The sequence below is a fragment of the Bradyrhizobium sp. CIR18 genome, assembly GCF_014198295.1.
GTDB lineage: Bacteria > Pseudomonadota > Alphaproteobacteria > Rhizobiales > Xanthobacteraceae > Bradyrhizobium.
This window is the reverse complement of sequence record NZ_JACIHF010000021.1, coordinates 1-22,423: the sequence shown is the minus strand read 5'-3', so window position 1 is coordinate 22,423 and position 22,423 is coordinate 1. Positions and strand designations below refer to the sequence as shown.

The 22,423-nt window shown below is 63.2% G+C and carries 24 protein-coding genes and 1 tRNA gene; 13 read left to right on the top strand and 12 right to left on the bottom strand.

The window, feature by feature from the left end:
- Positions 1–163 precede the first annotated feature (163 nt).
- The 9 genes from trpA to aroA all read right to left on the bottom strand — a co-directional run bounded on the left by trpA (position 164) and on the right by aroA (position 9,165).
- Entirely contained in the window at positions 164–1,000 is an 837-nt protein-coding gene (gene trpA, locus GGD65_RS36405) for a tryptophan synthase subunit alpha (protein ID WP_183238325.1), read from the bottom strand.
- A complete protein-coding gene (trpB, locus tag GGD65_RS36400; protein WP_183238324.1) occupies positions 997–2,211 on the bottom strand; it encodes a tryptophan synthase subunit beta in 1,215 nt (404 codons plus the stop codon). The genes trpA and trpB overlap by 4 nt, the downstream gene beginning before the upstream one ends.
- A complete protein-coding gene (locus tag GGD65_RS36395) occupies positions 2,208–2,891 on the bottom strand; it encodes a phosphoribosylanthranilate isomerase (protein WP_183238323.1) in 684 nt (227 codons plus the stop codon). Before GGD65_RS36395 ends, trpB begins: the two co-directional genes overlap by 4 nt.
- Before the next feature lie 65 nt (positions 2,892–2,956).
- Complete coding sequence (locus tag GGD65_RS36390; protein WP_018323428.1) at positions 2,957–3,349, bottom strand: DUF1049 domain-containing protein; 393 nt, start codon at positions 3,347–3,349, stop codon at positions 2,957–2,959.
- Positions 3,350–3,423: 74 nt separating this feature from the next.
- Positions 3,424–3,729: an integration host factor subunit beta gene (locus GGD65_RS36385; protein ID WP_007598410.1), complete on the bottom strand. Its 306-nt coding sequence runs from the start codon at positions 3,727–3,729 to the stop codon at positions 3,424–3,426.
- A gap of 171 nt (positions 3,730–3,900) precedes the next feature.
- Positions 3,901–4,881, bottom strand: coding sequence for a signal peptide peptidase SppA (sppA, locus tag GGD65_RS36380; protein WP_179732576.1), 981 nt, complete (start codon positions 4,879–4,881; stop codon positions 3,901–3,903).
- A gap of 337 nt (positions 4,882–5,218) precedes the next feature.
- On the bottom strand, positions 5,219–6,925 hold the full coding sequence (rpsA, locus tag GGD65_RS36375) for a 30S ribosomal protein S1 (protein WP_028139473.1): 1,707 nt from the start codon (positions 6,923–6,925) through the stop codon (positions 5,219–5,221).
- 267 nt (positions 6,926–7,192) lie between these two features.
- The gene (gene cmk / locus GGD65_RS36370; RefSeq protein WP_018323431.1) at positions 7,193–7,831 is read right to left on the bottom strand and encodes a (d)CMP kinase; all 639 of its coding nucleotides are present in this window, start codon (positions 7,829–7,831) and stop codon (positions 7,193–7,195) included.
- Positions 7,828–9,165, bottom strand: a complete 1,338-nt coding sequence (gene aroA / locus GGD65_RS36365) for a 3-phosphoshikimate 1-carboxyvinyltransferase (RefSeq protein ID WP_183238322.1) — start codon at positions 9,163–9,165, stop codon at positions 7,828–7,830. Before aroA ends, cmk begins: the two co-directional genes overlap by 4 nt.
- A 159-nt stretch (positions 9,166–9,324) precedes the next feature.
- On the opposite strand from aroA, the gene GGD65_RS36360 reads away from it, so the two are divergent.
- The 3 genes from GGD65_RS36360 to GGD65_RS36350 all read left to right on the top strand — a co-directional run bounded on the left by GGD65_RS36360 (position 9,325) and on the right by GGD65_RS36350 (position 10,325).
- Positions 9,325–9,732 carry a TIGR02300 family protein gene (locus GGD65_RS36360; RefSeq protein ID WP_018323433.1) on the top strand — a complete coding sequence of 136 codons (408 nt, stop codon included), beginning with the start codon at positions 9,325–9,327 and terminating at the stop codon, positions 9,730–9,732.
- Between the two features lie 93 nt (positions 9,733–9,825).
- Positions 9,826–9,901 (top strand) — tRNA-Ala (locus GGD65_RS36355).
- Between the two features lie 187 nt (positions 9,902–10,088).
- A complete protein-coding gene (locus GGD65_RS36350) occupies positions 10,089–10,325 on the top strand; it encodes a GIY-YIG nuclease family protein (protein WP_183238321.1) in 237 nt (78 codons plus the stop codon).
- Positions 10,326–10,338: 13 nt separating this feature from the next.
- Here the strand turns inward: GGD65_RS36350 and GGD65_RS36345 are convergent, their stop codons facing one another.
- On the bottom strand, positions 10,339–10,797 hold the full coding sequence (locus GGD65_RS36345) for a MarR family winged helix-turn-helix transcriptional regulator (protein WP_026202929.1): 459 nt from the start codon (positions 10,795–10,797) through the stop codon (positions 10,339–10,341).
- A gap of 155 nt (positions 10,798–10,952) precedes the next feature.
- Here GGD65_RS36345 and GGD65_RS36340 point away from each other — a divergent pair, with 155 nt between their 5' ends.
- The 10 genes from GGD65_RS36340 (at position 10,953) to GGD65_RS36295 (ending at position 19,327) form a co-directional block, all read left to right on the top strand.
- Positions 10,953–11,378: an organic hydroperoxide resistance protein gene (locus GGD65_RS36340; RefSeq protein ID WP_018323436.1), complete on the top strand. Its 426-nt coding sequence runs from the start codon at positions 10,953–10,955 to the stop codon at positions 11,376–11,378.
- 188 nt (positions 11,379–11,566) lie between these two features.
- Positions 11,567–12,787: a CaiB/BaiF CoA-transferase family protein gene (locus tag GGD65_RS36335; RefSeq protein ID WP_246783530.1), complete on the top strand. Its 1,221-nt coding sequence runs from the start codon at positions 11,567–11,569 to the stop codon at positions 12,785–12,787.
- 335 nt (positions 12,788–13,122) lie between these two features.
- Positions 13,123–14,439 (top strand): sn-glycerol-3-phosphate ABC transporter substrate-binding protein UgpB, encoded by a 1,317-nt coding sequence (gene ugpB / locus GGD65_RS36330; RefSeq protein WP_018323438.1) that lies wholly within the window; start codon positions 13,123–13,125, stop codon positions 14,437–14,439.
- Positions 14,440–14,489: 50 nt separating this feature from the next.
- Positions 14,490–15,371, top strand: coding sequence for a sn-glycerol-3-phosphate ABC transporter permease UgpA (gene ugpA, locus GGD65_RS36325; RefSeq protein ID WP_018323439.1), 882 nt, complete (start codon positions 14,490–14,492; stop codon positions 15,369–15,371).
- Positions 15,371–16,219 (top strand): sn-glycerol-3-phosphate ABC transporter permease UgpE, encoded by an 849-nt coding sequence (gene ugpE, locus GGD65_RS36320; protein ID WP_092251420.1) that lies wholly within the window; start codon positions 15,371–15,373, stop codon positions 16,217–16,219. The genes ugpA and ugpE overlap by 1 nt, the downstream gene beginning before the upstream one ends.
- 108 nt (positions 16,220–16,327) lie before the next feature.
- Positions 16,328–17,413, top strand: a complete 1,086-nt coding sequence (locus tag GGD65_RS36315; protein WP_183238320.1) for a sn-glycerol-3-phosphate import ATP-binding protein UgpC — start codon at positions 16,328–16,330, stop codon at positions 17,411–17,413.
- A gap of 261 nt (positions 17,414–17,674) precedes the next feature.
- Positions 17,675–18,100 (top strand): Hsp20 family protein, encoded by a 426-nt coding sequence (locus GGD65_RS36310; RefSeq protein ID WP_018323442.1) that lies wholly within the window; start codon positions 17,675–17,677, stop codon positions 18,098–18,100.
- A gap of 50 nt (positions 18,101–18,150) precedes the next feature.
- Complete coding sequence (locus tag GGD65_RS36305) at positions 18,151–18,423, top strand: DUF1150 domain-containing protein (RefSeq protein WP_007598581.1); 273 nt, start codon at positions 18,151–18,153, stop codon at positions 18,421–18,423.
- Between the two features lie 119 nt (positions 18,424–18,542).
- Complete coding sequence (locus tag GGD65_RS36300; protein ID WP_018323443.1) at positions 18,543–18,836, top strand: type II toxin-antitoxin system Phd/YefM family antitoxin; 294 nt, start codon at positions 18,543–18,545, stop codon at positions 18,834–18,836.
- Positions 18,833–19,327: a type II toxin-antitoxin system VapC family toxin gene (locus GGD65_RS36295; RefSeq protein ID WP_183238319.1), complete on the top strand. Its 495-nt coding sequence runs from the start codon at positions 18,833–18,835 to the stop codon at positions 19,325–19,327. The genes GGD65_RS36300 and GGD65_RS36295 overlap by 4 nt, the downstream gene beginning before the upstream one ends.
- Positions 19,328–19,560: 233 nt before the next feature.
- Here GGD65_RS36295 and GGD65_RS36290 read toward each other — a convergent pair whose 3' ends face one another.
- Entirely contained in the window at positions 19,561–20,583 is a 1,023-nt protein-coding gene (locus GGD65_RS36290; protein ID WP_183238318.1) for a glycoside hydrolase family 5 protein, read from the bottom strand.
- A gap of 13 nt (positions 20,584–20,596) precedes the next feature.
- Positions 20,597–21,913, bottom strand: coding sequence for an O-antigen ligase family protein (locus tag GGD65_RS36285; RefSeq protein ID WP_312017767.1), 1,317 nt, complete (start codon positions 21,911–21,913; stop codon positions 20,597–20,599).
- Positions 21,914–22,423 lie beyond the last annotated feature (510 nt).

The following is a 22,423-nucleotide window of genomic DNA, read 5'->3' as shown; positions in this document are numbered from 1 at the left end:
ATGTGCGATGCCGCCTCGCGGATCGCCTGAAGGGATATATGGCGACCAGGCCGCTGCCCGGCAAGCCGCCGTGTCGTCCGCCTTAGAGCATGATCCGGAAAAGTGTGAAGCGGTTTTCCGACAAGATCATGCTCAAACTCAAGAGCTAAAGCGGAATTATGGCCTATTCCGCCGCCTGCTGCGCGCCCTTGACGCCCTGGGCCAGGGCGGCCGTCAGCTCGGCCACGGCGTTAACGGTTTTGCCGGTCGCCCGTCCCTCGGCGTCGAGGCTGTTCTTGAGCGCATCGACCAGCGCGGTGCCGACCACCGAACCATTGGCCTTCTCGGCAATGGCGCGCGCCGCCTCCGGCGTGCGGATGCCAAAACCAACGCATATCGGCAGCTTGGTATGCCGTTTGATGCGCGCGACGGCTTCACCGACGGCATTCGCGTCCGCCGCCGCTGCACCGGTGATGCCGGCAATCGAGACGTAATAGACAAAGCCGGATGTATTCGCGAGCACCGCCGGGAGGCGCTTGTCGTCGGTGGTCGGGGTCGCCAGGCGAATGAAGTTCAGGCCCGCCTTCAGCGCGGGAATGCAGAGCTCGTCGTCTTCCTCCGGCGGCAAATCGACGATGATGAGACCGTCGACACCGGCCGTCTTGGCGTCAGCCAAAAACTTGTCGACGCCGTAAATGTAGATCGGATTGTAATAGCCCATCAGCACCAGCGGCGTGATGTTGTCGTCCTTGCGGAAGTCGCGCACGAGGTCGAGCGTCTTCTTCAAGGTCATGCCGGCCTTGAGCGCACGCAGACCTGCAGCCTGAATCGACGGGCCATCCGCCATCGGATCGGTGAAGGGAATGCCGAGCTCGATAACGTCGGCGCCTGCCTTGGGCAGCGCCTTGACGATATTGAGTGACGTCGTGAGATCGGGATCGCCGGCCATCACATAGGTGACGAAGGCCGCGCGGCCCTCTTTCTTCAATGCGGCAAAACGGGTGTCGATACGCGTGGTCACTTCTTGCCCCTCAGGATGTCGCCGACCTGCGGGACGTCCTTGTCGCCGCGGCCGGAGAGGTTGACGACCATCAGGTGATCTCTCGGCCGCTTCGGCGCGAGCTCCATCACCTTGGCGATGGCGTGCGCGGGCTCGAGCGCGGGGATGATGCCTTCGAGGCGCGACAGCAGCTGGAACGCGGCGAGCGCCTCGTCATCGGTCGCGGAGAGATAGTTCACACGGCCGATCTCGTGCAGCCAGGAATGCTCGGGGCCGATGCCGGGATAGTCGAGGCCCGCCGAGATCGAATGCGCGTCCTGGATCTGGCCGTCGGCATCCATCAAGAGATAAGTGCGGTTGCCGTGCAGCACGCCGGGACGGCCGCCCGCGATCGACGCCGCATGCAATTGCGTCAGGCCATGGCCCGCGGCTTCGACGCCGAAGATCTCGACGGAGGGATCATCGAGGAACGGGTGAAACAGGCCCATCGCGTTGGAGCCGCCGCCGATGCAGGCGACCAGCGAGTCCGGCAGGCGACCCTCGATCTCCTGCATCTGCACCTTGGTCTCGTTGCCGATGATCGACTGGAAGTCGCGCACCAGCGTCGGATAGGGATGCGGACCCGCGACCGTGCCGATGCAGTAGAAGGTGTTGTGCACGTTGGTGACCCAGTCGCGCAGCGCCTCGTTCATGGCGTCCTTCAGCGTGCGCGTGCCCGACTGCACCGGGACCACCGTCGCGCCCAGCATCTCCATGCGGATCACGTTGGGCTGCTGCCGCTCGACGTCCACGGCGCCCATATAGACCACGCATTCGAGCCCGAAGCGCGCGCACAGCGTCGCGGTGGCGACACCGTGCTGGCCGGCACCGGTCTCGGCGATGATGCGCTTCTTGCCCATGCGCCGCGCCAGCATGATCTGGCCGAGCACGTTGTTCACCTTGTGCGAGCCGGTGTGGTTGAGCTCTTCGCGCTTCAGGTAAATCTTGGCGCCGCCGAGATGCTCGGTCAGGCGCTCGGCGAAATAGAGCGGCGAGGGCCGGCCGACATAATGCGTGAGGTAGCCGTTCATCTCGGCCTGGAAGGCCGGATCGGCCTTGGCCTCGGTGTAGGCCTTCTCCAGATCGAGGATCAGCGGCATCAGGGTTTCGGCGACGAAGCGGCCGCCGAAGATGCCGAAATGGCCGCGATCGTCGGGACCGCTGCGATAGGAATTGGGTTTGGCGACGTTCATCGAACACTCAACTCTTGGCTGGACTCTTGACGGGGCTCTTGGCTGGCGCGCGCGGCGCGAATGAAGGCCTTGATCATCTCGGGATCCTTGACCCCGGGGGCGCTCTCGACGCCGGAGGAGACGTCGACGCCGCCGGCGCGGGTGACGCGGAGAGCTTCCGCGAGGTTATCGGCATGAAGACCGCCCGAGACCATGTAGGGCAGCTTCAGGTCGAGGTTTTCGAGCAGGTGCCAGTCGAAGGGCTCCCCTAGGCCGCCGGGCCGGGTCGCATCCTTCGGCGCGCGGGCATCGAACAGGATGCGGTCGGCGATCGCGGCATAGCCGGGCAACACGGCGAGATCGGCCGCGGTTGCGACCGGGACCGCCTTCATCACCGGGCGGCCGAACCGCTGCTTGATGTCGCGCAGCCGCGCCACGCTCTCCTTGCCGTGCAGCTGGAAAAGGTCCGGCGACAGCGCGTCCATGATGTTGTCGAGCGTCGCATCGTCGGCATCGACGGTGAGGGCGACCTTGAGCGCGCGCCCCCTCACCTGGCGGCCGAGGTCGCGGCCGAGCTCCAGGGACAGGTGCCGCGGCGAAGGCGGGAAGAACACGAACCCCACCATATCCGCACCCGCCTCGAGCGCCGTTTGAAGCGTCTCGCGCGTGGACAGGCCGCAGATCTTGACGAGCAGGGACATGGTCTCAAAGCAAATGGAGGCCGCAAGGTGCGGCCGGAAAACAGGGTTTTCGGTCGGGGCCGCTTCTACAACGTCGCGCGCTGCTTGTCTCGCCCGATGGGCCCGTAAAGCCCGACCCCGGAGGGAACGGGCAGGCGCTGCGAGCCGGGCCTTGCCGCGGCCGCCTGGGCCCGCAAATCGGCCAGTTCGGCCTTGGCCGCCCGCGAATCCCCCTCGTGCCGGCGCGCCGCGCGGCGCCAGTGCCGCTGGCCGAGCCAGACGGCGGAGCCGCCGGCGAAGACGCCGAGGGCGGCGACCAGGATCAGGAGCAGGAACAGCGGCAGCGTGACCGACAATGACGGGTCGTTCGCAATGAACGGATCGAACGAGACCGTGACGAAGTGCCGGTTGGCAACGGCGAAGGCCACCAGGATCAGGCCCAGCGGGATCACGATCAGCGCGGTCAGGAACTTTCGCATCGCGATCGCTCGTCTTGAATCAAGCTTGCGGCCGCATCATGCGGCTATCAGGTTAAACCCCGACGACGACAGCCTTAGTCGGGCGCGCCGGGATCCGGATGGTCGCGGTTCAGCCGTTCGCGCATTTCCTTGCCGGTCTTGAAGAACGGAACGCTCTTCTGATCGACGGGCACATGCGCGCCGGTGCGTGGATTGCGCCCGGCGCGTGCGGGGCGGTGCTTGACCGAGAAGGCACCGAAGCCGCGCAACTCGACGCGGTCACCGCGCGCGAGGGCCGCTACGATCTCTTCGAGAATCGCATTCACAATGTTCTCGACATCCCGCTGGTACAGATGCGGGTTGTGCTCGGCGATACGCTGAACAAGTTCGGATTTGATCATCGAGAGATAGGACCCGGAAGCGTGCGGATGACCATTTCCGTGAAAATACCTTGATCTGTCAAGACGCTAAATCAAGGTTGAGCGTCGTGAAAATGCGTGACAAATGCCGAAAAAGCGGGCTGGCCCGACGCCCGTCAGACGGGAAAACCCTCAGGCGCTCGCCCGACCCCCTCAATTTGAGGCGGCCGGTTGCCACAGGGCCAGCATTCCATCCATTCCGAACCGATCGACCGCCTGCGCGACGCCGGTTTGCCCGATTTGATGCGCAATCGAGCCCAAACCGAGCGCTTCCAGCGTAACGGCGGCCGCCGTCTTGAGGAATGGCAGATCGCCGAAGCGCGGCTGGAGCTTGTAGTCGCGCACGGAGAGCCCCTTCTTGACGCCCTTCTGCTCGACCAGCCAGGTCACCGCCGTCTTCTCGTCGCCGATCTGATCGATCAGCTTGAGGTCGATCGCCTGGCGTCCGGTGAAGACGCGGCCGTCGGCCACTTTCTCGAGCTGCGTGTCATCCATGCCACGCCGTTCCTTCACCAATCCCCTGAACCAGGCATAGGAATCCCTCACCAGCGCATCGAGCGCGGCCCGTGCTTCGGGGCTGGTCGGCTCAAAACCGTTGGGCGCGGCCTTCAGCGGCGACGACTTCACCTCCTCGACCTTGACGCCGATGGTCTTCAGCAGTTCGCTGACGTTGGGATATTGGAACAGCACACCGATCGACCCGACCAGCGAGCTCTGCTGCGCGATGATGTGGTCGCTCGCAATCGCCGTGATGTAGCCCCCGGAGGCAGCCAGGCCCTCAACCACCACGACGAGCGGCTTTTTCGCCTTCAGCCGGACAAGCGAATCGTAAAGCTGCTCGGACCCGGCCGTGGTGCCACCCGGCGAGTTGATGTGAATGATGACGGCGGCGGCCTGCGAATTCTCCAGCCGCTCCAGCGCCTGCGTACGATCGGAATCGCTACGGATCAGGCCCTCGATCTGGACCCGCGCGATCGAGCCGGCGGATGCGAACGTGCCCCGCGTACCCGGTGTCACGACCAGCGCAAAGCCCGCAATCGCCGCAATCGCGATCAGCGCAGCCACCACGCGCCAGAACGTTAGCTTGCGGCGGATCCTGCGGCGATCGACGATGATGTCCGAATCGAGCGACATCTAGATATCTCCAAATGAAAGGCCGAACGCGTTGTGCCCTCACAGCGTGACCAACGCCCTATCTGGATACATCAATTGCGGCGCAATTTGAAGAAAACAAGGCTGTGAGCGCGGTGGGGCCCGGTACCCCGCCACACCCTCGCTGTCGTCCCTGCGAATGCAGGGACCCATAACCACAGGGAGAAGTTGTCGTGCAAAGCTCGCACTCCGGGTCTTCGCCAAACTCCGGTGGTCTGCGCTGAGACTTGTCCGGGACGACAGCGGAGCTTGTGGAGACAGCAAACAAAAAAGCCCCGGCTCACGCCGGGGCTTTGATACAGCGAAACGAACGTCTCGCTTACTTGCTGTCGCGGTTCTTGAGCGCGGTGCCGAGGATGTCGCCGAGCGTTGCTCCCGAATCGGAGGAGCCGTACTGCGCGATGGCTTCCTTTTCTTCGGCGACCTCGAGCGCCTTGATCGACACCTGGACCTTGCGGGCCTTCTTGTCGAACTGGATCACGCGGGCATCGACCTTCTCACCGACGGCAAAGCGTTCGGCGCGCTGGTCGTTGCGGTCACGGGCGAGCTCGGAGCGCTTGATGAAGGTCGAGAAGTCGGTACCGGTGATCTTCACCTCGATGCCGCTTTCCTTCACTTCGAGCACTTCGCAGGTCACGACCGCGCCCTTCTTGACATCACCCGGCTCGGCGAAGGGGTCGCCTTCGAGCTGCTTGATGCCGAGCGAGATGCGCTCCTTCTCGACGTCCACATCGAGCACCACGGCCTTCACCATGTCGCCCTTCTTGTAGTTGTCGATCACCTGCTCGCCCGGAAGCTTCCAGTCGAGGTCGGAGAGATGGACCATGCCGTCGACGTCGCCCTCGAGACCCAGGAACAGACCGAACTCGGTCTTGTTCTTGACCTCGCCCTCGACGGTCGAACCGGTCGGGTGACCTTCGACGAAGACCTCCCAGGGGTTGCGCATGGTCTGCTTGAGGCCGAGCGAGATGCGGCGCTTGACGGAATCGACTTCCAGCACCTGCACTTCGACTTCCTGCGAGGTCGAAACGATCTTGCCGGGGTGCATGTTCTTCTTGGTCCACGACATCTCCGAGACGTGGATCAGGCCTTCGATGCCCGGCTCGAGCTCGACGAACGCACCGTAGTCGGTGATGTTGGTGACGCGGCCGGTGAAGCGGGCACCCAGCGGGTACTTGGCTTCGATGCCCTGCCACGGATCGTCCAGCAGCTGCTTCATGCCCAGCGAGATGCGGTGCGTCTCGTGGTTGATCTTGATGATCTTGACCTTCACGGTCTGGCCGATCGAGAGCACCTCGGTCGGGTGGTTGACGCGGCGCCACGCGATGTCGGTGACGTGCAGCAGGCCGTCGATGCCGCCGAGATCAACGAACGCACCGTAATCGGTGATGTTCTTGACCACGCCGTCGATGACCTGACCCTCTTCGAGGTTCTGCACCAGCTCCTGACGCTGCTCGGCGCGGGTCTCTTCGAGAACCGTGCGGCGAGACACGACGATGTTGCCGCGGCGGCGATCCATCTTGAGGATCTGGAACGGCTGCGAGTTGTTCATCAGCGGCGCAACGTCGCGGATCGGACGGATGTCGACCTGCGAGCGCGGCAGGAAGGCCACGGCACCGTCGAGATCGACGGTGAAGCCACCCTTGACCTGGTTGAAGATGACGCCGTTGACCTTCTCGTTGTTCTGGAACGCCTTCTCGAGCTTGCCCCAGCTCTCTTCGCGGCGGGCCTTGTCGCGCGACAGCACGGCTTCGCCGAGCGCGTTCTCGATGCGATCGAGGAACACTTCAACCTCGTCGCCGACCTTCAGTTCGCTGTCACGGCCGGGGCCGGAAAATTCGCGCAGGGCGACGCGGCCCTCGGTCTTCAGGCCGACGTCGATGACGGCCATGTCCTTTTCAATTGCAACAACCTTGCCCTTGACGACGGAGCTCTCCTGCAGGTTGCCACCTGCGAAGGACTCGTCGAGCATCGCGGCGAAATCGTCGCGCGACGGGCTATAGGTATCAGCAGAAGTCGAAGCCATTTGTTCTCCAGTTGCGGATGTCGTGCCGGCCGTTGGGTTCATGGGCGCATCGCACGCGCAGTGTCGGAAGGTCCGCAAGACCTTCGAGCGACCGCTCGCTGCTCCGGCCTAAGAGGCGGAACAGCGGAAGCGGGCCGGCTGAGGCCCGCGCGTTCGATACGTGGAAATCTTGTGTCCGGAGCCTGGATCGCGTCGGCCCCAAACAGGGGACCGAGGTATCGACCTCAAAGAGCGGGAGCGGGCACTTCCTCCAATGACGGCGGCGGCTTAACCCCGCGACCGGCCCGCTCGGACGGCCTCGATAATGTCGATGGCGGCCCGGACGCCGCCTTCTATATCCAGTTGGGAGTTATCTAGCAAGTAAGCATCCGCGGCCGGTTTCAGGGGGGCAATCGGCCGGTTCTTGTCGCGTTCGTCGCGCTGGATGATGTCGGCCAGCACGGCGGCCTCGTCGGCCTCCTCGCCCCTCGCCTTGGCCTCCATGGTCCGCCGGCGCGCGCGGACTTTTGGGTCGGCGACGACGAAAATCTTCACGTCGGCATGCGGGCAGATCACGGTTCCAATGTCCCGGCCGTCCAGCACCGCTCCAGGTGGATCGGCGGCGAATTGCCGCTGAAAATTGACCAGGACCTCGCGAACCCTCGGGATCGCCGAGACGATGGAGGCGCCCTCTCCGGCCTTCTGGGTCTTCAGGGCCGGATTGCCGAACTTCTCGGGATCGAGTTCCAGCGCCGCGGCGACCGCAGCCGCCTCGTCCCGGAGATCGTGACCGGACTGCATCAGGGCATAGGCCACCGCGCGATAGATCACGCCGGTATCGAGATGACGGTAGCCGTAATGGTGGGCGAGACGCTTGCCGAGCGTCCCCTTGCCCGAGGCCGCGGGTCCGTCGATGGCGATGATCATGAAAACTCGGCCCCTAGCGAACGCATCATCGGAATGAAGTCCGGGAAACTGGTAGCGATGAAGGCGGTGTCGTCGACAGTCACCGGCTGATCGGAGGCGCAGCCCATCACCAATGCGGACATCGCGATGCGATGGTCCATGTGGGTCGCGACAGTGCCGCCACCGGGAACGTGACCGCGGCCTTCGACGATCAGATCGTCGCCGGAGACCTCGACCTTCACGCCGTTGACGCGGAGCATGGCGGCCGTGGCCTCAAGGCGATCCGATTCCTTGACGCGCAGCTCCTGCAGGCCGCGCATGATCGTCGTGCCCTCGGCGAAGGCGGCTGCCACCGCCAGCACGAGATATTCATCGATCATCGAGGGCGCGCGCTCCGGCGGCACCACGACGCCGCGCAGCTTCGAGGCGCGCACGCGCAGCTTCGCCATCGGCTCGCCGGCGTCCCCGCGAACTTCGCTCTCCTCGATCGAGGCGCCCATTTCGCGCAGTGTGGTGAACAGGCCGGTGCGCAGCGGATTGGTCATGACGTCGGACAGGACGACGTCGGAGCCCTCGACGATCAGCGCTGCGACCACCGGGAAAGCCGCCGAGGAGGGATCAGCCGGCACCACCACATTGGCGCCGTGCAGCTCGGGCTGGCCTTTGAGCGTGATCCGGCGGCCGTGCACGCCCTCCTGTGCCGAGGCGATGTCGGCACCAAAATGCTTCAGCATCAATTCGGTGTGGTCGCGGCTGGCCTCGGTCTCGATGACCGTCGTGGTGCCGGGTGCGGCGAGGCCCGCCAGCAGCACGGCGGATTTGATCTGGGCCGAGGCGACGGGGGTCTTGTAGGTGATCGGCAGTGGATCGCGCGCGCCCTGGAGGGTCAGGGGCAGACGGCCGCCTTCACTGCCGGAGATAACCTTGGCGCCCATCTTTTCCAGGGGATCGAGGATCCGGCGCATCGGGCGGCTGCGCAGCGAGGCGTCGCCGTCGAAAACAGCCGAGATCGGGCAGCCGGCGACGGCGCCCATCACCAGCCGGCAGCCGGTGCCTGAGTTCCCGAAATCCAGTGGAGCCTTGGGCTGGGCGAAGCCCGCGACGCCGACGCCCTGCACCTTCCAGGCAAAATCGCCGGTCCGCTCCACGGTGGCGCCCAGCGCCTGCATCGATTTGGCGGTGTTGAGGACGTCCTCGCCCTCCAGCAGGCCCGAAATCCTGGTCTCGCCGACCGCGAGCGCACCGAGGATGAGGGCACGGTGGGAGATCGATTTGTCCCCCGGCACCCGTACTTTCCCGGTCAGGGGCCCGCTGGCGCGAGCCTGGAGCGGCCTCGTTTGGTCGGAATGGGTCACGATTGTGTCCTTGGATGCGCCCTCAAGGGGCTGGGCGCAGGTACCACATGGTCAGCGCCCCGTCACGGGCATGTCGTTCTCCCGTAATGCGCTATTGACAGCGGGCCGCCAACTAGCCAAGTGAAACACCGCTTTTCAGACATTCCCAGGATTCCTGCCGTGGCCAAGTCCGAACTCGGAACCAAACGTATTTGCCCAACCACGGGCAAGAAGTTCTATGACCTCAACAAGAATCCGGTGATCTCGCCCTATACCGGCGAAGTCGTGCCGATCGCCCCGGTCGCGCCCGCGCGCATGCCCCGCGGCGCCGAAGCCCGGCACGCAGCGACGGCGGACGCCACGCCAGAGCCGGCAGAAGTCGAGGAGGTCTCGCTCGAGGAGGCCGACGCCGAGGAGAACACCGGCAAGGTCAAGGCCGCCGTGCCCGAATCCGAGGACGATATCGAGGTCGATGAGACCCTCGATGACGACGATGACGATGATTCGACCTTCATTGCCGACGAAGAAGAGGGCGATGAGGACGTGACCGACATCATTGGTGATGTCGGAGGTGATGAAGAGACTTGAGATCAGCCCTGATCTGTGAAAAAGGGTGCACCGCGCGAGTCACCAGGACTCGCCGGTGCGGGTGATCCACCAGGATCCCCGCAAAGGACTAAAGGGGCCATAGCTCAGCTGGGAGAGCGCTTGCATGGCATGCAAGAGGTCGGCGGTTCGATCCCGCCTGGCTCCACCAGCCTTCGCTCGCTTCGCGAGCTTCGGCTAGGCAAGCCTGGGGAAGTCTCTCGTAGCGAAGTGAGCGAAGGCTGCCCCGCCATAGCCCGAAGGGCGTCGGCGGGCTCAAGCTGATATCCACGCTGCATCGAAGCAACACGCTAAACGTGCCTTGAAGCTGCTATCCTACCCTCCGGGGAGGAAGCAGAATGAAATACGTCTATATCCTCGAAACTCTCGATTCCGAGCACTTCTATGTCGGCATCACGGATGATTTGCGGGCACGCTTGGCGAAGCACAACGCAGGCGAAGTACCGCACACCTCCAAATTTGGGCCTTGGCGAATTAGGACCTATTTCGCCTTCGACGACGCTGCACGCGCTGTTGCGTTCGAGCGATATCTGAAATCTGGCTCAGGACGCGCTTTCGCAAAGAAGCATTTCTGATCGCCGAACCCCGCTACTCCCCGATCACCGCATTCAGCCGGTCCCGTAGCGCGACGATCTCGTCCTTCATCGTGACCAGTTCCGACACCGAGCAGTCCGACGCCGCCAGGATCGACTGCGGCACGCTGCGGGCTTTTTCCTTCAGCGCATGGCCCTGCGCCGTCAGCGCGATCAGGACCTGACGCTCGTCTTCGCTCGAGCGGGTGCGCTTGACGAGATGGGCGGCCTCGAGCCGCTTGAGCAGCGGCGTCAGCGTGCCCGAATCCAGGAACAGCCGCTCGCCGATGTCCTTGACCGGCACGTCGTCGCGCTCCCACAGCACCAGCATCACCAGATATTGCGGATAGGTCAGGCCGAGCCGATCCAGCAGCGGCTTGTAGACGCGGTTGAAGGCGTGCGCGGCCGAATAGACCGCGAAGCAGATCTGATTGTCGAGGCGTTGCGGATCGAGGGTCGATAGCTTCCGGGGCATGGAGAATCTCACGGGATTTTCTCTCATTCTGGGGCCGGCGGGCGGCACATTCAATTGCGAACAATTAAATGTGAGCCATGCTAATTTTAATTGCGCACAATCAAATTGTTTGCGATACAGAGCGCACCCCAACCGGAAGACCCGAGGAGACGACAATGTCCGTGAACGTCCTTTACAAGACCAGCGCCAAGGCCACCGGCGGTCGTGATGGCCATGCTGCTACCCTCGACGGCGCGCTCGACGTCAAGCTCACCACGCCGAAGGAGCTCGGCGGCGGCGGCGGCGCCGGCAACAATCCCGAGCAGCTGTTTGCGGCCGGCTATGCCGCCTGCTTCATCGGCGCGATGAAGTTCGTGTCGTCGCAGGGCGGGCCGAAGGTTCCGGCCGATGCCTCCGTCACCTCGACCGTCGGCATCGGCCCGCGCTCCGAGGGCGGCTTCGGTCTCGACATCGATCTCGCCGTCTCGCTGCCGGGCCTCGCCCGCGCGGAAGCCGAGGCGCTGGTCGAGAAGGCGCACCAGGTGTGCCCGTATTCCAATGCCACGCGCGGCAATGTCGACGTTCGCCTGACGGTCGTCTGATCGCGACGGCGGATTGGCTGGCCCGGGATCCCCCTCGGGCCGGCCGCTTCCGTTGATCTGCCAATCCTGATTTGCCACGCCGCGGCATGCGGCCGGCAGTGCATACGCCCCTACGCAACAGGCCATTGCTGGCTTGTGCGAACCTCGCTAGGCCTGTGACCAAATATCGACACAGGGGAAGCGAAGGCATGAGTTCTGAAGCCGCCAGTTCTGAAGCCGCATTGGGCGCAATGAGCGGATTGCGCGTCATCGATCTCACGCGCGTGCTCGGCGGTCCCTACTGCACCCAGATCCTCGCCGATCACGGCGCCGACGTGATCAAGGTCGAGCCGCCCGCGGGCGACGAGGTGCGTGAATGGGGCCCTCCCTTCCACGAGGAGGACGCGGCCTATTTCGTCGGCATCAACCGCAACAAGCGCTCGATCGGCCTCGACCTCGCCTCCGAGGGCGGCCGTGCCGTGCTGCTCAAGATGCTGGAGACGGCCGACGTCCTGATCGAGAATTTCAAGCCGGGCTCGCTGGAGAAATGGGGCATCGGCAACGACGTGCTCAGCAAGAAATTTCCGCGCCTCGTGCATTGCCGGATCTGCGGCTTCGGCGCCGACGGCCCGCGGGGCGGCAATCCCGGCTATGACGCCATCATCCAGGCCATGACCGGCATGATCGCCGCGACCGGCTCGCCCGAGAGCGGCCCGATGCGGATCGGCGTGCCCTTGGTCGACATCGCCACCGGACTTTATGCCGCGATCGGCATCCTGATGGCACTGTCGGAGCGGCAGCGTTCCGGCAAGGGCCAATTCCTGGAGACGACGCTGTACGAGACCGGCCTTGCCATCATGCATCCGCACACCGCGAATTATTTCATGCATGGCAAGCCGCCGAGCCTCACCGGCAACGAGCATCCCAACCTCGTGCCTTACGCGATCTTCCCGACCAAGACCGACAACATCTTCATCGGCGTCGGCAATGACGGCACCTTCCGCAAGCTCGCCAAGGAGATCGGCAAGCCCGAGCTCGGCACCGATTCGCGCTTTGCCCGCAACAAGGACCGCATCGCCAACCGCGAGGCGCTGCGCGCAGAGCTTGCCGCCGTGTTCAGCGAGCACGAGGCCGAGCCGCTGTGCAATCGCCTGCTCGCCGCGGGCCTGCCCGCAGGGCCCGTGCAGAAGATCGACCAGGCGCTGACGAATGCGCACACGATCGCGCGCGGCGATATTCTCGAGAAGGATTGGTACAAGGGCGTGGCCTCGCCGATCCGGCTCGACCGCAGCAAGCCGAGCCTGCGCCGGCTGCCGCCGAAATTCAGCCAGCACTCCCAGGAGGTGCTGGGCGAGTTCGGCTACTCCAAGGCCGAGATCGACGCGATGGTCGAGAAGGGCACCGTCTGCGGTCCCGAGCGCAAGCGCTAGGTGGCTCTCCCGCTTGCGGTGGGTGCCTCCGCAACGGGACAATCCCCTAGAGGATAGAACCCTCACCCGCGCCTTCGGCGCGACCTCTCCCGCAAGCGGGAGAGGTTTTCGAGCCCGCAGCCTGATCGCCTGCCTCACATCAATGCCGCACTGCGGCGCGACCCACGCAGGTGCACCGCGAACCAATGCGGCCGCCCGTGCCGTCTTCGCCTATTTGCCGGCTTCCCTTTTCCAGCGCTTGCCGCTTTCGTTTCGGCCGCTTACACAGTCATGTGAACGTCATATGGCGCTGCTAGCGCAAGCGCTTCTTTTGACGGCCAAGGGAGGTTTACTTGATGGCTCTTCGACACTTTGGGGCGGCTGCCGCATTTGCACTCACGGTTGGCATGACGGCCTCGCCGGCGCTGGCCGTGACGGAAATCCAGTGGTGGCACGCGATGACCGGCGCCAACAACGACGTCATCGTCAAGCTCGCCAACGACTTCAACGCGTCGCAGAGCGACTTCAAGGTCGTTCCGACCTACAAGGGCAATTACGCCGACACCATGAACGCGGGCATCGCGGCGTTCCGTGCCGGCAACGCGCCGCACATCATGCAGGTGTTCGAGGTCGGCACCGCCACCATGATGGCTGCGACCGGCGCGGTGAAGCCCGTCTACAAGCTGATGGCCGAGGCCGGCGAGAAGTTCGATCCCAAGATCTACCTGCCCGCCATCACCGGCTACTATTCGACCTCGAAGGGCGAGATGCTGTCGTTCCCCTTCAATTCGTCGTCGACCGTGATGTGGGTCAATCTCGACGAACTGAAGAAGGCCAATGTCGCGATCCCGAAGACCTGGCCCGAAACGTTCGAAGCCGCCAAGAAGCTGAAGGCTGCCGGTCATGACACCTGCGGCTTCTCCGGCTCGTGGGTCACCTGGGTCAATCTCGAGCAGCTCTCCGCCTGGCACAACGTGCCGCTCGCCAGCAAGGCCAACGGCCTCGACGGCTTCGACACCAAGCTCGAGTTCAACGGGCCGCTCCAGGTCAAGCATCTCGAAAACCTGGTCGAGCTCCAGAAGACCAAGGTCTACGACTATGCCGGCCGCACCAACACCGGCGAAGGCCGCTTCACCTCGGGCGAATGCCCGATCTACCTGACCTCGTCGGCCTTCTTCGGCAACGTCAAGGCCCAGGCCAAGTTCAACTTCACCGCTGTGCCGATGCCGTATTATCCGGAGGCAAAGGGCGCGCCGCAGAACTCGATCATCGGCGGCGCTTCGCTCTGGGTCATGGGCGGCAAGCCGGCCGATGAATACAAGGGTGTCGCAAAATTCCTGACCTTCCTCTCGGACACCGATCGTCAGGTCTACATCCACAAGGCCTCGGGCTATCTGCCGATCACCAAGGCGGCCTATGAGAAGGCCAAGGCCGAGGGCTTCTACAAGGACCAGCCCTATCTCGAGACCCCGCTGCTCGAGCTGACCAACAAGGAGCCGACCGAGAACTCGCGCGGTCTGCGCCTCGGCAACATGGTCCAGCTGCGTGACGTCTGGTCGGAAGAGATCGAGCAGGCGCTGGCCGGCAAGAAGACCGCCAAGCAGGCGCTGGATGCCGCCGTCGAGCGCGGCAACACGATGCTGCGGCAGTTCGAAAAGACCGCCGTCAAGTGAGGCGATGAGCGGCAGGCCGGTCCCCCGGCCTGCCGCTTTCGGCGGACACCATGCAAAAGCAAGCCATTTTCCAATCCAAGCTATTGCCTTACGTGCTGGTTGCGCCGCAGCTCGCGATCGTCCTGCTATTCTTCTACTGGCCGGCCCTGCAGGCGGTGATCCAGTCCTTCCTGCTCCAGGACGCCTTCGGCCTGTCGACGAGCTTCGTCTGGTTCGAGAACTATCTCGATCTGTTCAGGGAGCCCGCCTATTTCGAGGCGATCCTCCGCACCTTCTTCTTCTCGTTCGCCATCGCGGTCTCGTCGTTGTCCTTTGCGCTGCTGCTCGCCGTCATGGCGGACAAGCCCCTGCGCGGCTCGATGCTCTACCGCACCCTCTTGATCTGGCCCTATGCGGTGGCGCCGCCGGTCGTCGGCGTGCTCTGGATCTTCATGCTGCATCCCTCGCTGGGCGTTATCGCGCGCTACCTGCGCGCGCTCGGGATCGACTGGAATCCGCTGCTCGACGGTGACCAGGCGGCAACGCTGATCATCCTCGCCGCCGCCTGGAAGCAGATCTCCTACAATTTCCTGTTCTTCCTCGCCGGCCTGCAGAGCATCCCAAGAAGCGTGCTCGAAGCCGCCGCGATCGACGGTGCGCGCCCGATGCGCCGGTTCTGGACCGTGACCTTCCCGCTGCTGTCGCCCACCATCTTCTTCCTGCTGGTCGTCAACATCGTCTACGCCTTCTTCGACACGTTCGGCATCATCGACACCATGACCCGCGGCGGTCCCGGCAAGTCGACCGAGACGCTGGTCTACAAGGTCTATTCCGACGGCCTGCTCGGCGGCAATCTCGGCAGCTCCGCGGCGCAATCGGTGATCCTGATGGTCATGGTCATCGTGCTGACGGGCATCCAGTTCCGCTTCGTCGAACGCAAGGTGACCTACTGATGGTCGAGGAAGAGGGCTTTCGGCGCTACGTCGCGCACATCATTCTCTGGATCGGGATCGCGATCGTCGCCTTCCCGGTCTACATCGCGTTCGTCGCCTCGACCCAGGACAACGCGCTGATCGCGAACGGGCAAATGTCGCTGCTGCCGGGCGGTCATTTCTTCGAGACCTATTATCAAACCATCTTCGTCGGCACGAGCGGCTCGACCCGCGAGCCTGTCGGCAACATGATGCTGAACTCGCTGGTGATGGCGCTGCTGATCGCCGTCGGCAAGATCGCGATCTCGATCATCTCGGCCTATGCGATCGTGTATTTCCGCTTTCCGTTCCGGATGCCGATCTTCTGGATCATCTTCATCACCCTGATGCTGCCGGTCGAGGTCCGCATCTATCCGACCTACAAGATCGTCGCCGATCTGCACATGCTCGACAGCTACGCGGGACTCGCGCTGCCGCTGATCGCCTCGGCCACCGCGACGCTGCTGTTCCGACAGTTCTTCATGACGGTGCCGGACGAGCTCCTGGAAGCCTCCCGCATCGATGGCGCCGGCCCCTTGCGCTTCTTCTGGGATACACTGCTGCCGCTGTCGCGCACCAACATGGCGGCGCTGTTCGTGATCCTGTTCATCCTCGGCTGGAATCAATATCTCTGGCCGCTGCTCATCACCACCCGCGACGACATGCAGACCATCCAGGTCGGCATCCGCAAGATGATCACCACCACCGACGCGCTGACCGAATGGCCGATCGTGATGGCGACCGCCATGCTGGCCATGCTGCCGCCGGTGTTCGTCGTCGTCGCCATGCAGAAATTGTTCGTGCGCGGCCTGGTCGAGACGGAAAAGTGAAGATGGCGAATGGTGAATGGCGAGTAGCGAATGGGGTCGCTGCGACAGCCTTGCGTGTCAACCAATCCCCATTCGCCATTCCCTACTCGCTACTCGCCGGTGCAATCCATGGCTAACGTCACCCTGCGCAACGTCCGCAAGACCTATCTCGGCGGCTTCGAGGCCATCAAGGGCGTCAACGTCGATGTCGGCGACGGACAGTTCTGCGTGCTGGTCGGCCCCTCCGGCTGCGGCAAGTCCACCTTGCTGCGCATGGTCGCGGGCCTCGAGACCGTCACTGGCGGCGAGATCGACATCGGCGGCCGCGTGGTCAACCAGGTCGAGCCCGCCGATCGCGACATCGCGATGGTGTTCCAGAACTACGCGCTCTATCCGCATATGAGCGTCTTCAACAACATGGCCTACGGCCTGCGCAACCGCGGCATGGCGGAGGCCGAGATCAAGTCCCGGGTCGAGGAAGCCGCGCGCGTGCTCGAGCTCACGCCGATGCTGGAGCGCAAGCCGCGCCAGCTCTCCGGTGGCCAGCGTCAGCGCGTCGCCATGGGCCGCGCCATCGTACGCCAGCCGAAGGTTTTTCTATTCGACGAGCCGCTGTCGAACCTCGATGCGAAACTGCGCATCGCGATGCGGGTCGAAATCCGCAAATTGCAGCGCCGGCTCAACACCACGTCGATCTACGTCACCCACGACCAGCTCGAAGCCATGACACTCGCCGACATTCTCGTCGTGATGAATGGCGGCCAGGTCGAGCAGGTCGGCAATCCCCTCGCGATCTACGAGAAGCCGGCGACCACCTTCGTCGCCTCCTTCATCGGGGCGCCGCCGATGAATTTGATGTCGACGCGCCCCGAGGAGATCAGATCACAGCTCGGCGGCAGTGCCTCTGACGCCGGCATTCTCGGCATCCGCCCGGAAGACTTCGTCATCACCGACCAGACACCGGCTGGCGGCGTCGCTTTGCCGCTGACCGTGGAAGCGATCGAGCGCGTCGGCGCCGAAACCTTCGTCTACGGCTCGCGCGAGCAGGAAGAGCAGCGTGTCGCCGCCACGCCGGGCGAGCTGCCGCCCGGCGAGATCATCGTCCGCATTCCCGGAACCGAGGCCCCCGCCATCGGCGCGAAAATCCGGGTGGCGGCGGTGCGGACGAAGCTGCATTTGTTCAGCGGCGACGGCCGGACGCGGCTGGAGGCCTGATCCGTTCCGAGGGGCCGGAAACCACAAAACGCAAAAACAACCCCATGCACAGTAGAAGGGGGTCTGTTTTTGTTGAGATAAATCGCCAGCTGAATTCGTCATGCCCGGGCTCGTCGCAGTCATGACGGCTGGAGATGGCCAATCCACAGCTCCCCGGCTACCTGCTTGAACCAGCACGGGAACATGCCCATATTGCTGATCAAGGGGCGCCTCTACGGGCCCTGATGCACCAAAGTCGCTTCTGCGAGGACTTTGTAAACTATGTCTCGTGTTCCAACGTTATCCAGTCCGTTCCTTCTGGGCTTCGACGAGATTGAGCGCGTGCTCGATCGCGTCGTCAAAGGCGCCGACGGCTACCCTCCCTACAATATCGAGAGGTGTGGCGGCGCGGACGGCCAGCCCGAGCGGTTGCGTATCACGCTGGCGGTCGCCGGATTTACGCGCGACCAACTCGATGTAACCATTGAGGAAAACCAGCTCGTGATCCGCGGGCGGCAGCAGGACGACAAGTCCCGGCAATACATCCATCGCGGCATCGCCGCGCGCCACTTCCAGCGCACCTTCGTGCTGGCGGAGGGGATGCTGGTGCTGGGTGCGGATCTGAAAAACGGGTTGTTGTCGATCGATCTGGCCCGGCCTGAACCGGAGAGGATCGTTAAGACAATCGCTATCAATGAGCACGAATAATGGAACGAGTAGCGGACTCGACCGCTTAGTGTTCCAGAGGAGTCGAGACCATGAGTGAAGGTCACGTTGCGTTCGAATACGAAGCCAAGAACGTCTCGCCCGAGACGCTGGCAACCCTTGGCGAAGGCCATATCGCCTATGTGAAGCAGATCCGCTCCGAGGACGTCCCGGGCCTGTTTCCCGAAGCGCCTAAAATCGCGCCGGGCTTAAAACTCTTCGCGCTCCACGCTGCCGACGGCACGCCGATCATGCTGACCGACAGCCGCGAAGCCGCGATCGCGAACGCCTGGAGCAACGAGCTGCAAGCCGTCAGCGTGCACTGAGCGCACGTCGCACGAACAGAGTTTCAACGGGCACGCCTTCGCAGGAAGGCGTGCCCGTTTTACTTTGACGATGAATTCGGATACTCTAAAATCTGGTTGATCCGACCAGAAAGAAGCACATGGCGGCAAAGCGTCTCTCTTCGAAGAAGGGCCTTCAATCGAGGCGATGGAGCCTTCAGGATGCGAAAACGCACCTGAGCCAGATTGTCAGAGAGGCCCATCGCTCCGGACCACAGCGCGTGACGCTGCACGGGAAGGATGCCGCAGTTATTGTCGCAGCAGAGGAATTTGACCGCCTTCAGCGGCCCGCAAGCGGTCGCGATATCGTTGTCGCCCTTGCCAGGTCTCCGTTACGCGACCTGGAGTTCGAACGCCTGACGATCAAGTCCAAGGTTCGGGATGTCGAGCTTTGAGGGGATGGCTGCTCGATACCAACCTGGTTTCGGAACTACGCAGGCCTAAACCCAATCCTGACGTCGCGAATTTTGTTGCCGACCAAAGCGGCGACGACCTCTATGTCACGGAGGTCACATTTGCCGAAATCGTCTACGGCATCGAGCAACTCACCGACCCCGCCAGGCGTGCGGATCTTCAATCGTGGCTGGATAACACGCTTCGGCCATTGTTCGTGGGGCGAGTTCTTGGCATCACAGAGGAGGTGATCGTTCGGTGGAGAACGATGGTCGCCGAGGGGCGCAAGCGCCGCCACACGTTCGGACAACCGGATTTGTTCATCGCGGCCATCGCCGCTTTACAGGACCTGATCGTGGTTACACGGGATGTCGACGAATTCGTCGAGGCGCGCGTCCCAGTGTTTGATCCGTGGACACACAGGTTTCATCGTCACGGCAAAGCGACGCTCATGCGGCCACCAGTGACGCTCGAAGTACTCTCTATGACATAGCGCAAGCCGTCGTTGTTGCCGATCTCGCGAGCAGCCGCGGCAGCACGAGTCGATCGCTTGGTCTTACGCGATCGTGGGGCGCCTTCACGCGAGAGCGTGCCCGTTTTGCGTCGTGTAACTACCTGGCTCAGGGCAAAGCGGCGGCGGAAATAATCCGACCGCTCGAGGTCCGCCTTGCGCAGCGAGGTTCGCAGATTCGGCTTGCCGAACTCGGATTGCGGAACTTTCTCGCTTCAACGCGCCGCCGGGATCAACGCCCGCAGGATGTCCGGCTTCCAGGTTTGACGCGCGCTGTCGAAGGCCGCGAAATCGTGGTCGAACTGCCAGTAGGCCCAGGCCCAGCCGAGCCGCTCCGCGTTTCGTGCCACGAACGACAGGTATCTCGTCCGCGCTTCGGCTGGTGCGGCCTCGTACACACCGAACTCGCCGAGAAAGATCGGGCGCTTTTCCCGTTCGGACCAGGACCTGACCTTCTCGAAATCGGCGAGTGCCTTCCGTTCGTCCTCCGGAGTGCCCCAATCGAGTGGCCCGAGCCGCGAGAACGTTGGGGACCACGGCGCACCCTGATGCGTGAAACGTATCGGCGCGTAATAGTGAAACGTCACGATGAGATTTCTGTCACCTGATGGCAGGGCCAGTTCCTCGACCGGCATGTCATCGACGTTGAGAACGGCAGCAATGACCGTCCGTCCGGGGTTGCTGGTGCGGATGATGCCGAGACACTCGTTCAGAAGGGCGTTCCAGCTGGTCGACGTCATCTGCCCGCCGGGCTCATTGAGGACCTCGAAGACAAGCTTCGGATATCTTCCGGCATAGCGCCCGGCGATTTGCGTCCAGAATGCCTTCAGCTTCTCGGCGCATCCGGACACGTCGCGCTGGCAAGTATCCGTATCGTGCTCGTCCAGAATGGGGATGAGCTTCCGGGCGAGCACGTCTTCGATCACCGCATCAAGCCGTCTCAAGACGATTTCATCCAGCAGATTCCCTTCGCCCATGAACTTGAAGCCGAAGAAATTGATCCGAACGTGCGAGAACCCGGCGCGTCTGATGGCGGCGAGGTTGTCCAGACGAAATGGCGCGTTCCGGCCTCCCTCCCAGATGCCGTCGTAGCCGAGAATGTTGATGCCGCGACCCAGTTCTCCTGGGGCGCGCGCGGTGCCCTGCTTGGCTGCGTCGGCCTGAGAGCAGATCGCGAGCATGGCGATCGCCAAGGTGAGACGGAAGATCACCGACCGGCGGGCGCAGATGGCATTCATGCCGCTTTCTCCATCATGGCAGCAGGGATTGCTGCGGCACCGGCCTGCACACCGCGAAGAAGAACGCGACGAGAAGCACCGACGTGAACATCGTCGAGCGGAGAAACATCGTCTCCGTGAAGTTCGATTGAAAGCTCAGGACGACGAATCCGATGATGAGAGCGCAATGCGAACGATCGATCGACCGGGTGGCGATCAAGTACAGGACCTTTTCCGAAAACAGATAGACGCTCGCGCCAAACAGCAAATATCCCAGAAACCCCGTTTCAATCGCCACCGCGATGTAACCGCTATGATAATTGTCGAGCACCCAGCCATGGTTCTGGTTGAAATAGTCGTAAATCGCGGGGCGCGTCCAGAATCCGTTGATGCCAAAGCCCAGCAGGGGCGCGTCGTTGAAATGGCTGATGGCGTACTGCCAAATGAAAGTCCGCTCGGTCAAGTCGATGGTCGATTCGCCGCCGAGATGAAAGGAATCGTACCCCGTCAGATAGAAATACAGAAACAGCAGGGCGGCCAGAATGCACATGATGAATGGCAGCACCGCATAGACTCTCATGCAGCGGATCGACCACATCGAGGTGACGAGCAGCCCACACGCGGCAACGGCAACGGCGCCGGCGCCACGAGATTCCGAGGCGATGACGCACGTCGACGCCAGGAGAAACGTCGCGAGAAAAGCGATCCATCCCTGCCCGGTCATCTTCTGATAGCAGGCAAAGAACATCAGATATGCGCTGATGAAACCGAGCGTCTGCTTCGATTCGTAGATTCCTTGCCACTGGCCATTGTGCATCCAGCTCTGGTCGACGCCGATCTCGGGCACGAAGACGGCACACAAGGCCGAGGCGGCGACCAGAATGAAGAACCCGAGTGTCGTCGATCCGACGATCTCGTCCACGTCGATACGGCTAATGAGGCAGTACGCACCGAAGGTCGTCACCACAAGAGCCGCGCTCTTCATGATCGCCGCAACGGCGAGACTGGTCCAGAGAACGGAAATGGCAGCGAGAGAATAGAATGCCACCAGCGCGATGAGATCGGGATTCGGCTGCACGCGTACGCGTGGACGCACGAAGACACTGGCGTAGATCAGGATGATCCACATCACGAGCGCAACGGCCTGTTGCAGATTGCTCCACTCTGCGGGAAGCAGCGCGGGTTGGAAGACCCCCATCGACGCGACCACGTTGACGGTGATCGAACCGCGGATCACGTTTCTGGCAAGCTTCTCCACACCGACGCTGCGCGCTTTCCAGATCGCGCTTTCGTATGTCTCGGAATCCGGAGCGATTCGTGGGCTGGCCCTGAGCTGACCTTCCTGAAGCACGGCCGATGTCCCCTACCGCGCGTCGCGACCGCCTTCGCGCGGTCGACATTCCCGGGACTTGCGCCGCGAGCGGGCCTCGATTGGCCCGGACGTCAGTTCGAGCAAAAGCGCAGCCTGAACCCAACGATATCGATGATTGGCGGTTTGTCGCCGGCTCCAACGCCGGCACCGAGGGGATCGCCTGGGCGTCTTGCCAGGCGGGTAGCTTCTGGACGATACGCCGGGCATCCGCCGGCCGAGGCCCGGTTCCCCGCGCCGTTCTCCCCCCGCCGCGCCAATGCGCAACGACGCATTTCCATTCCAAATCACGTCCGCTCGGTCCACAGCTTCGAACGACTGTTAGCGGATTTTGGCGCCGCCCAATGTGCCGTGCGTCTCAAGCGGGAAAATTTTCGGAGCGTCTACCTGCAGATCCCAGGGCTATCGCATATGGCTGAGGGTGGCCAAGAGGAATGCGTTGTCCCAGCCAGCGCGCTTGATTTTACGCCGGAGGGAAGCGCGATCCGGGTG

Excerpts from the sequence above, each read along its gene's own strand:
- trpB (WP_183238324.1), bottom strand. The coding sequence starts at position 2,211 with ATGAACGTCGCCAAACCCAATTCCTATCGCAGCGGTCCCGACGATCGC.
- GGD65_RS36395 (WP_183238323.1), bottom strand. The coding sequence starts at position 2,891 with ATGTCCCTGCTCGTCAAGATCTGCGGCCTGTCCACGCGCGAGACGCTT.
- GGD65_RS36390 (WP_018323428.1), bottom strand. The coding sequence starts at position 3,349 with ATGCGAAAGTTCCTGACCGCGCTGATCGTGATCCCGCTGGGCCTGATC.
- GGD65_RS36385 (WP_007598410.1), bottom strand. The coding sequence starts at position 3,729 with ATGATCAAATCCGAACTTGTTCAGCGTATCGCCGAGCACAACCCGCAT.
- sppA (WP_179732576.1), bottom strand. The coding sequence starts at position 4,881 with ATGTCGCTCGATTCGGACATCATCGTCGATCGCCGCAGGATCCGCCGC.
- rpsA (WP_028139473.1), bottom strand. The coding sequence starts at position 6,925 with ATGGCTTCGACTTCTGCTGATACCTATAGCCCGTCGCGCGACGATTTC.
- cmk (WP_018323431.1), bottom strand. The coding sequence starts at position 7,831 with ATGATCATCGCCATCGACGGACCCGCGGCCTCGGGCAAGGGGACGCTC.
- GGD65_RS36350 (WP_183238321.1), top strand. The coding sequence starts at position 10,089 with ATGAAATACGTCTATATCCTCGAAACTCTCGATTCCGAGCACTTCTAT.
- GGD65_RS36345 (WP_026202929.1), bottom strand. The coding sequence starts at position 10,797 with ATGCCCCGGAAGCTATCGACCCTCGATCCGCAACGCCTCGACAATCAG.
- GGD65_RS36340 (WP_018323436.1), top strand. The coding sequence starts at position 10,953 with ATGTCCGTGAACGTCCTTTACAAGACCAGCGCCAAGGCCACCGGCGGT.
- GGD65_RS36335 (WP_246783530.1), top strand. The coding sequence starts at position 11,567 with ATGAGTTCTGAAGCCGCCAGTTCTGAAGCCGCATTGGGCGCAATGAGC.
- ugpB (WP_018323438.1), top strand. The coding sequence starts at position 13,123 with ATGGCTCTTCGACACTTTGGGGCGGCTGCCGCATTTGCACTCACGGTT.
- ugpA (WP_018323439.1), top strand. The coding sequence starts at position 14,490 with ATGCAAAAGCAAGCCATTTTCCAATCCAAGCTATTGCCTTACGTGCTG.
- ugpE (WP_092251420.1), top strand. The coding sequence starts at position 15,371 with ATGGTCGAGGAAGAGGGCTTTCGGCGCTACGTCGCGCACATCATTCTC.
- GGD65_RS36315 (WP_183238320.1), top strand. The coding sequence starts at position 16,328 with ATGGCTAACGTCACCCTGCGCAACGTCCGCAAGACCTATCTCGGCGGC.
- GGD65_RS36310 (WP_018323442.1), top strand. The coding sequence starts at position 17,675 with ATGTCTCGTGTTCCAACGTTATCCAGTCCGTTCCTTCTGGGCTTCGAC.
- GGD65_RS36305 (WP_007598581.1), top strand. The coding sequence starts at position 18,151 with ATGAGTGAAGGTCACGTTGCGTTCGAATACGAAGCCAAGAACGTCTCG.
- GGD65_RS36300 (WP_018323443.1), top strand. The coding sequence starts at position 18,543 with ATGGCGGCAAAGCGTCTCTCTTCGAAGAAGGGCCTTCAATCGAGGCGA.
- GGD65_RS36290 (WP_183238318.1), bottom strand. The coding sequence starts at position 20,583 with ATGAATGCCATCTGCGCCCGCCGGTCGGTGATCTTCCGTCTCACCTTG.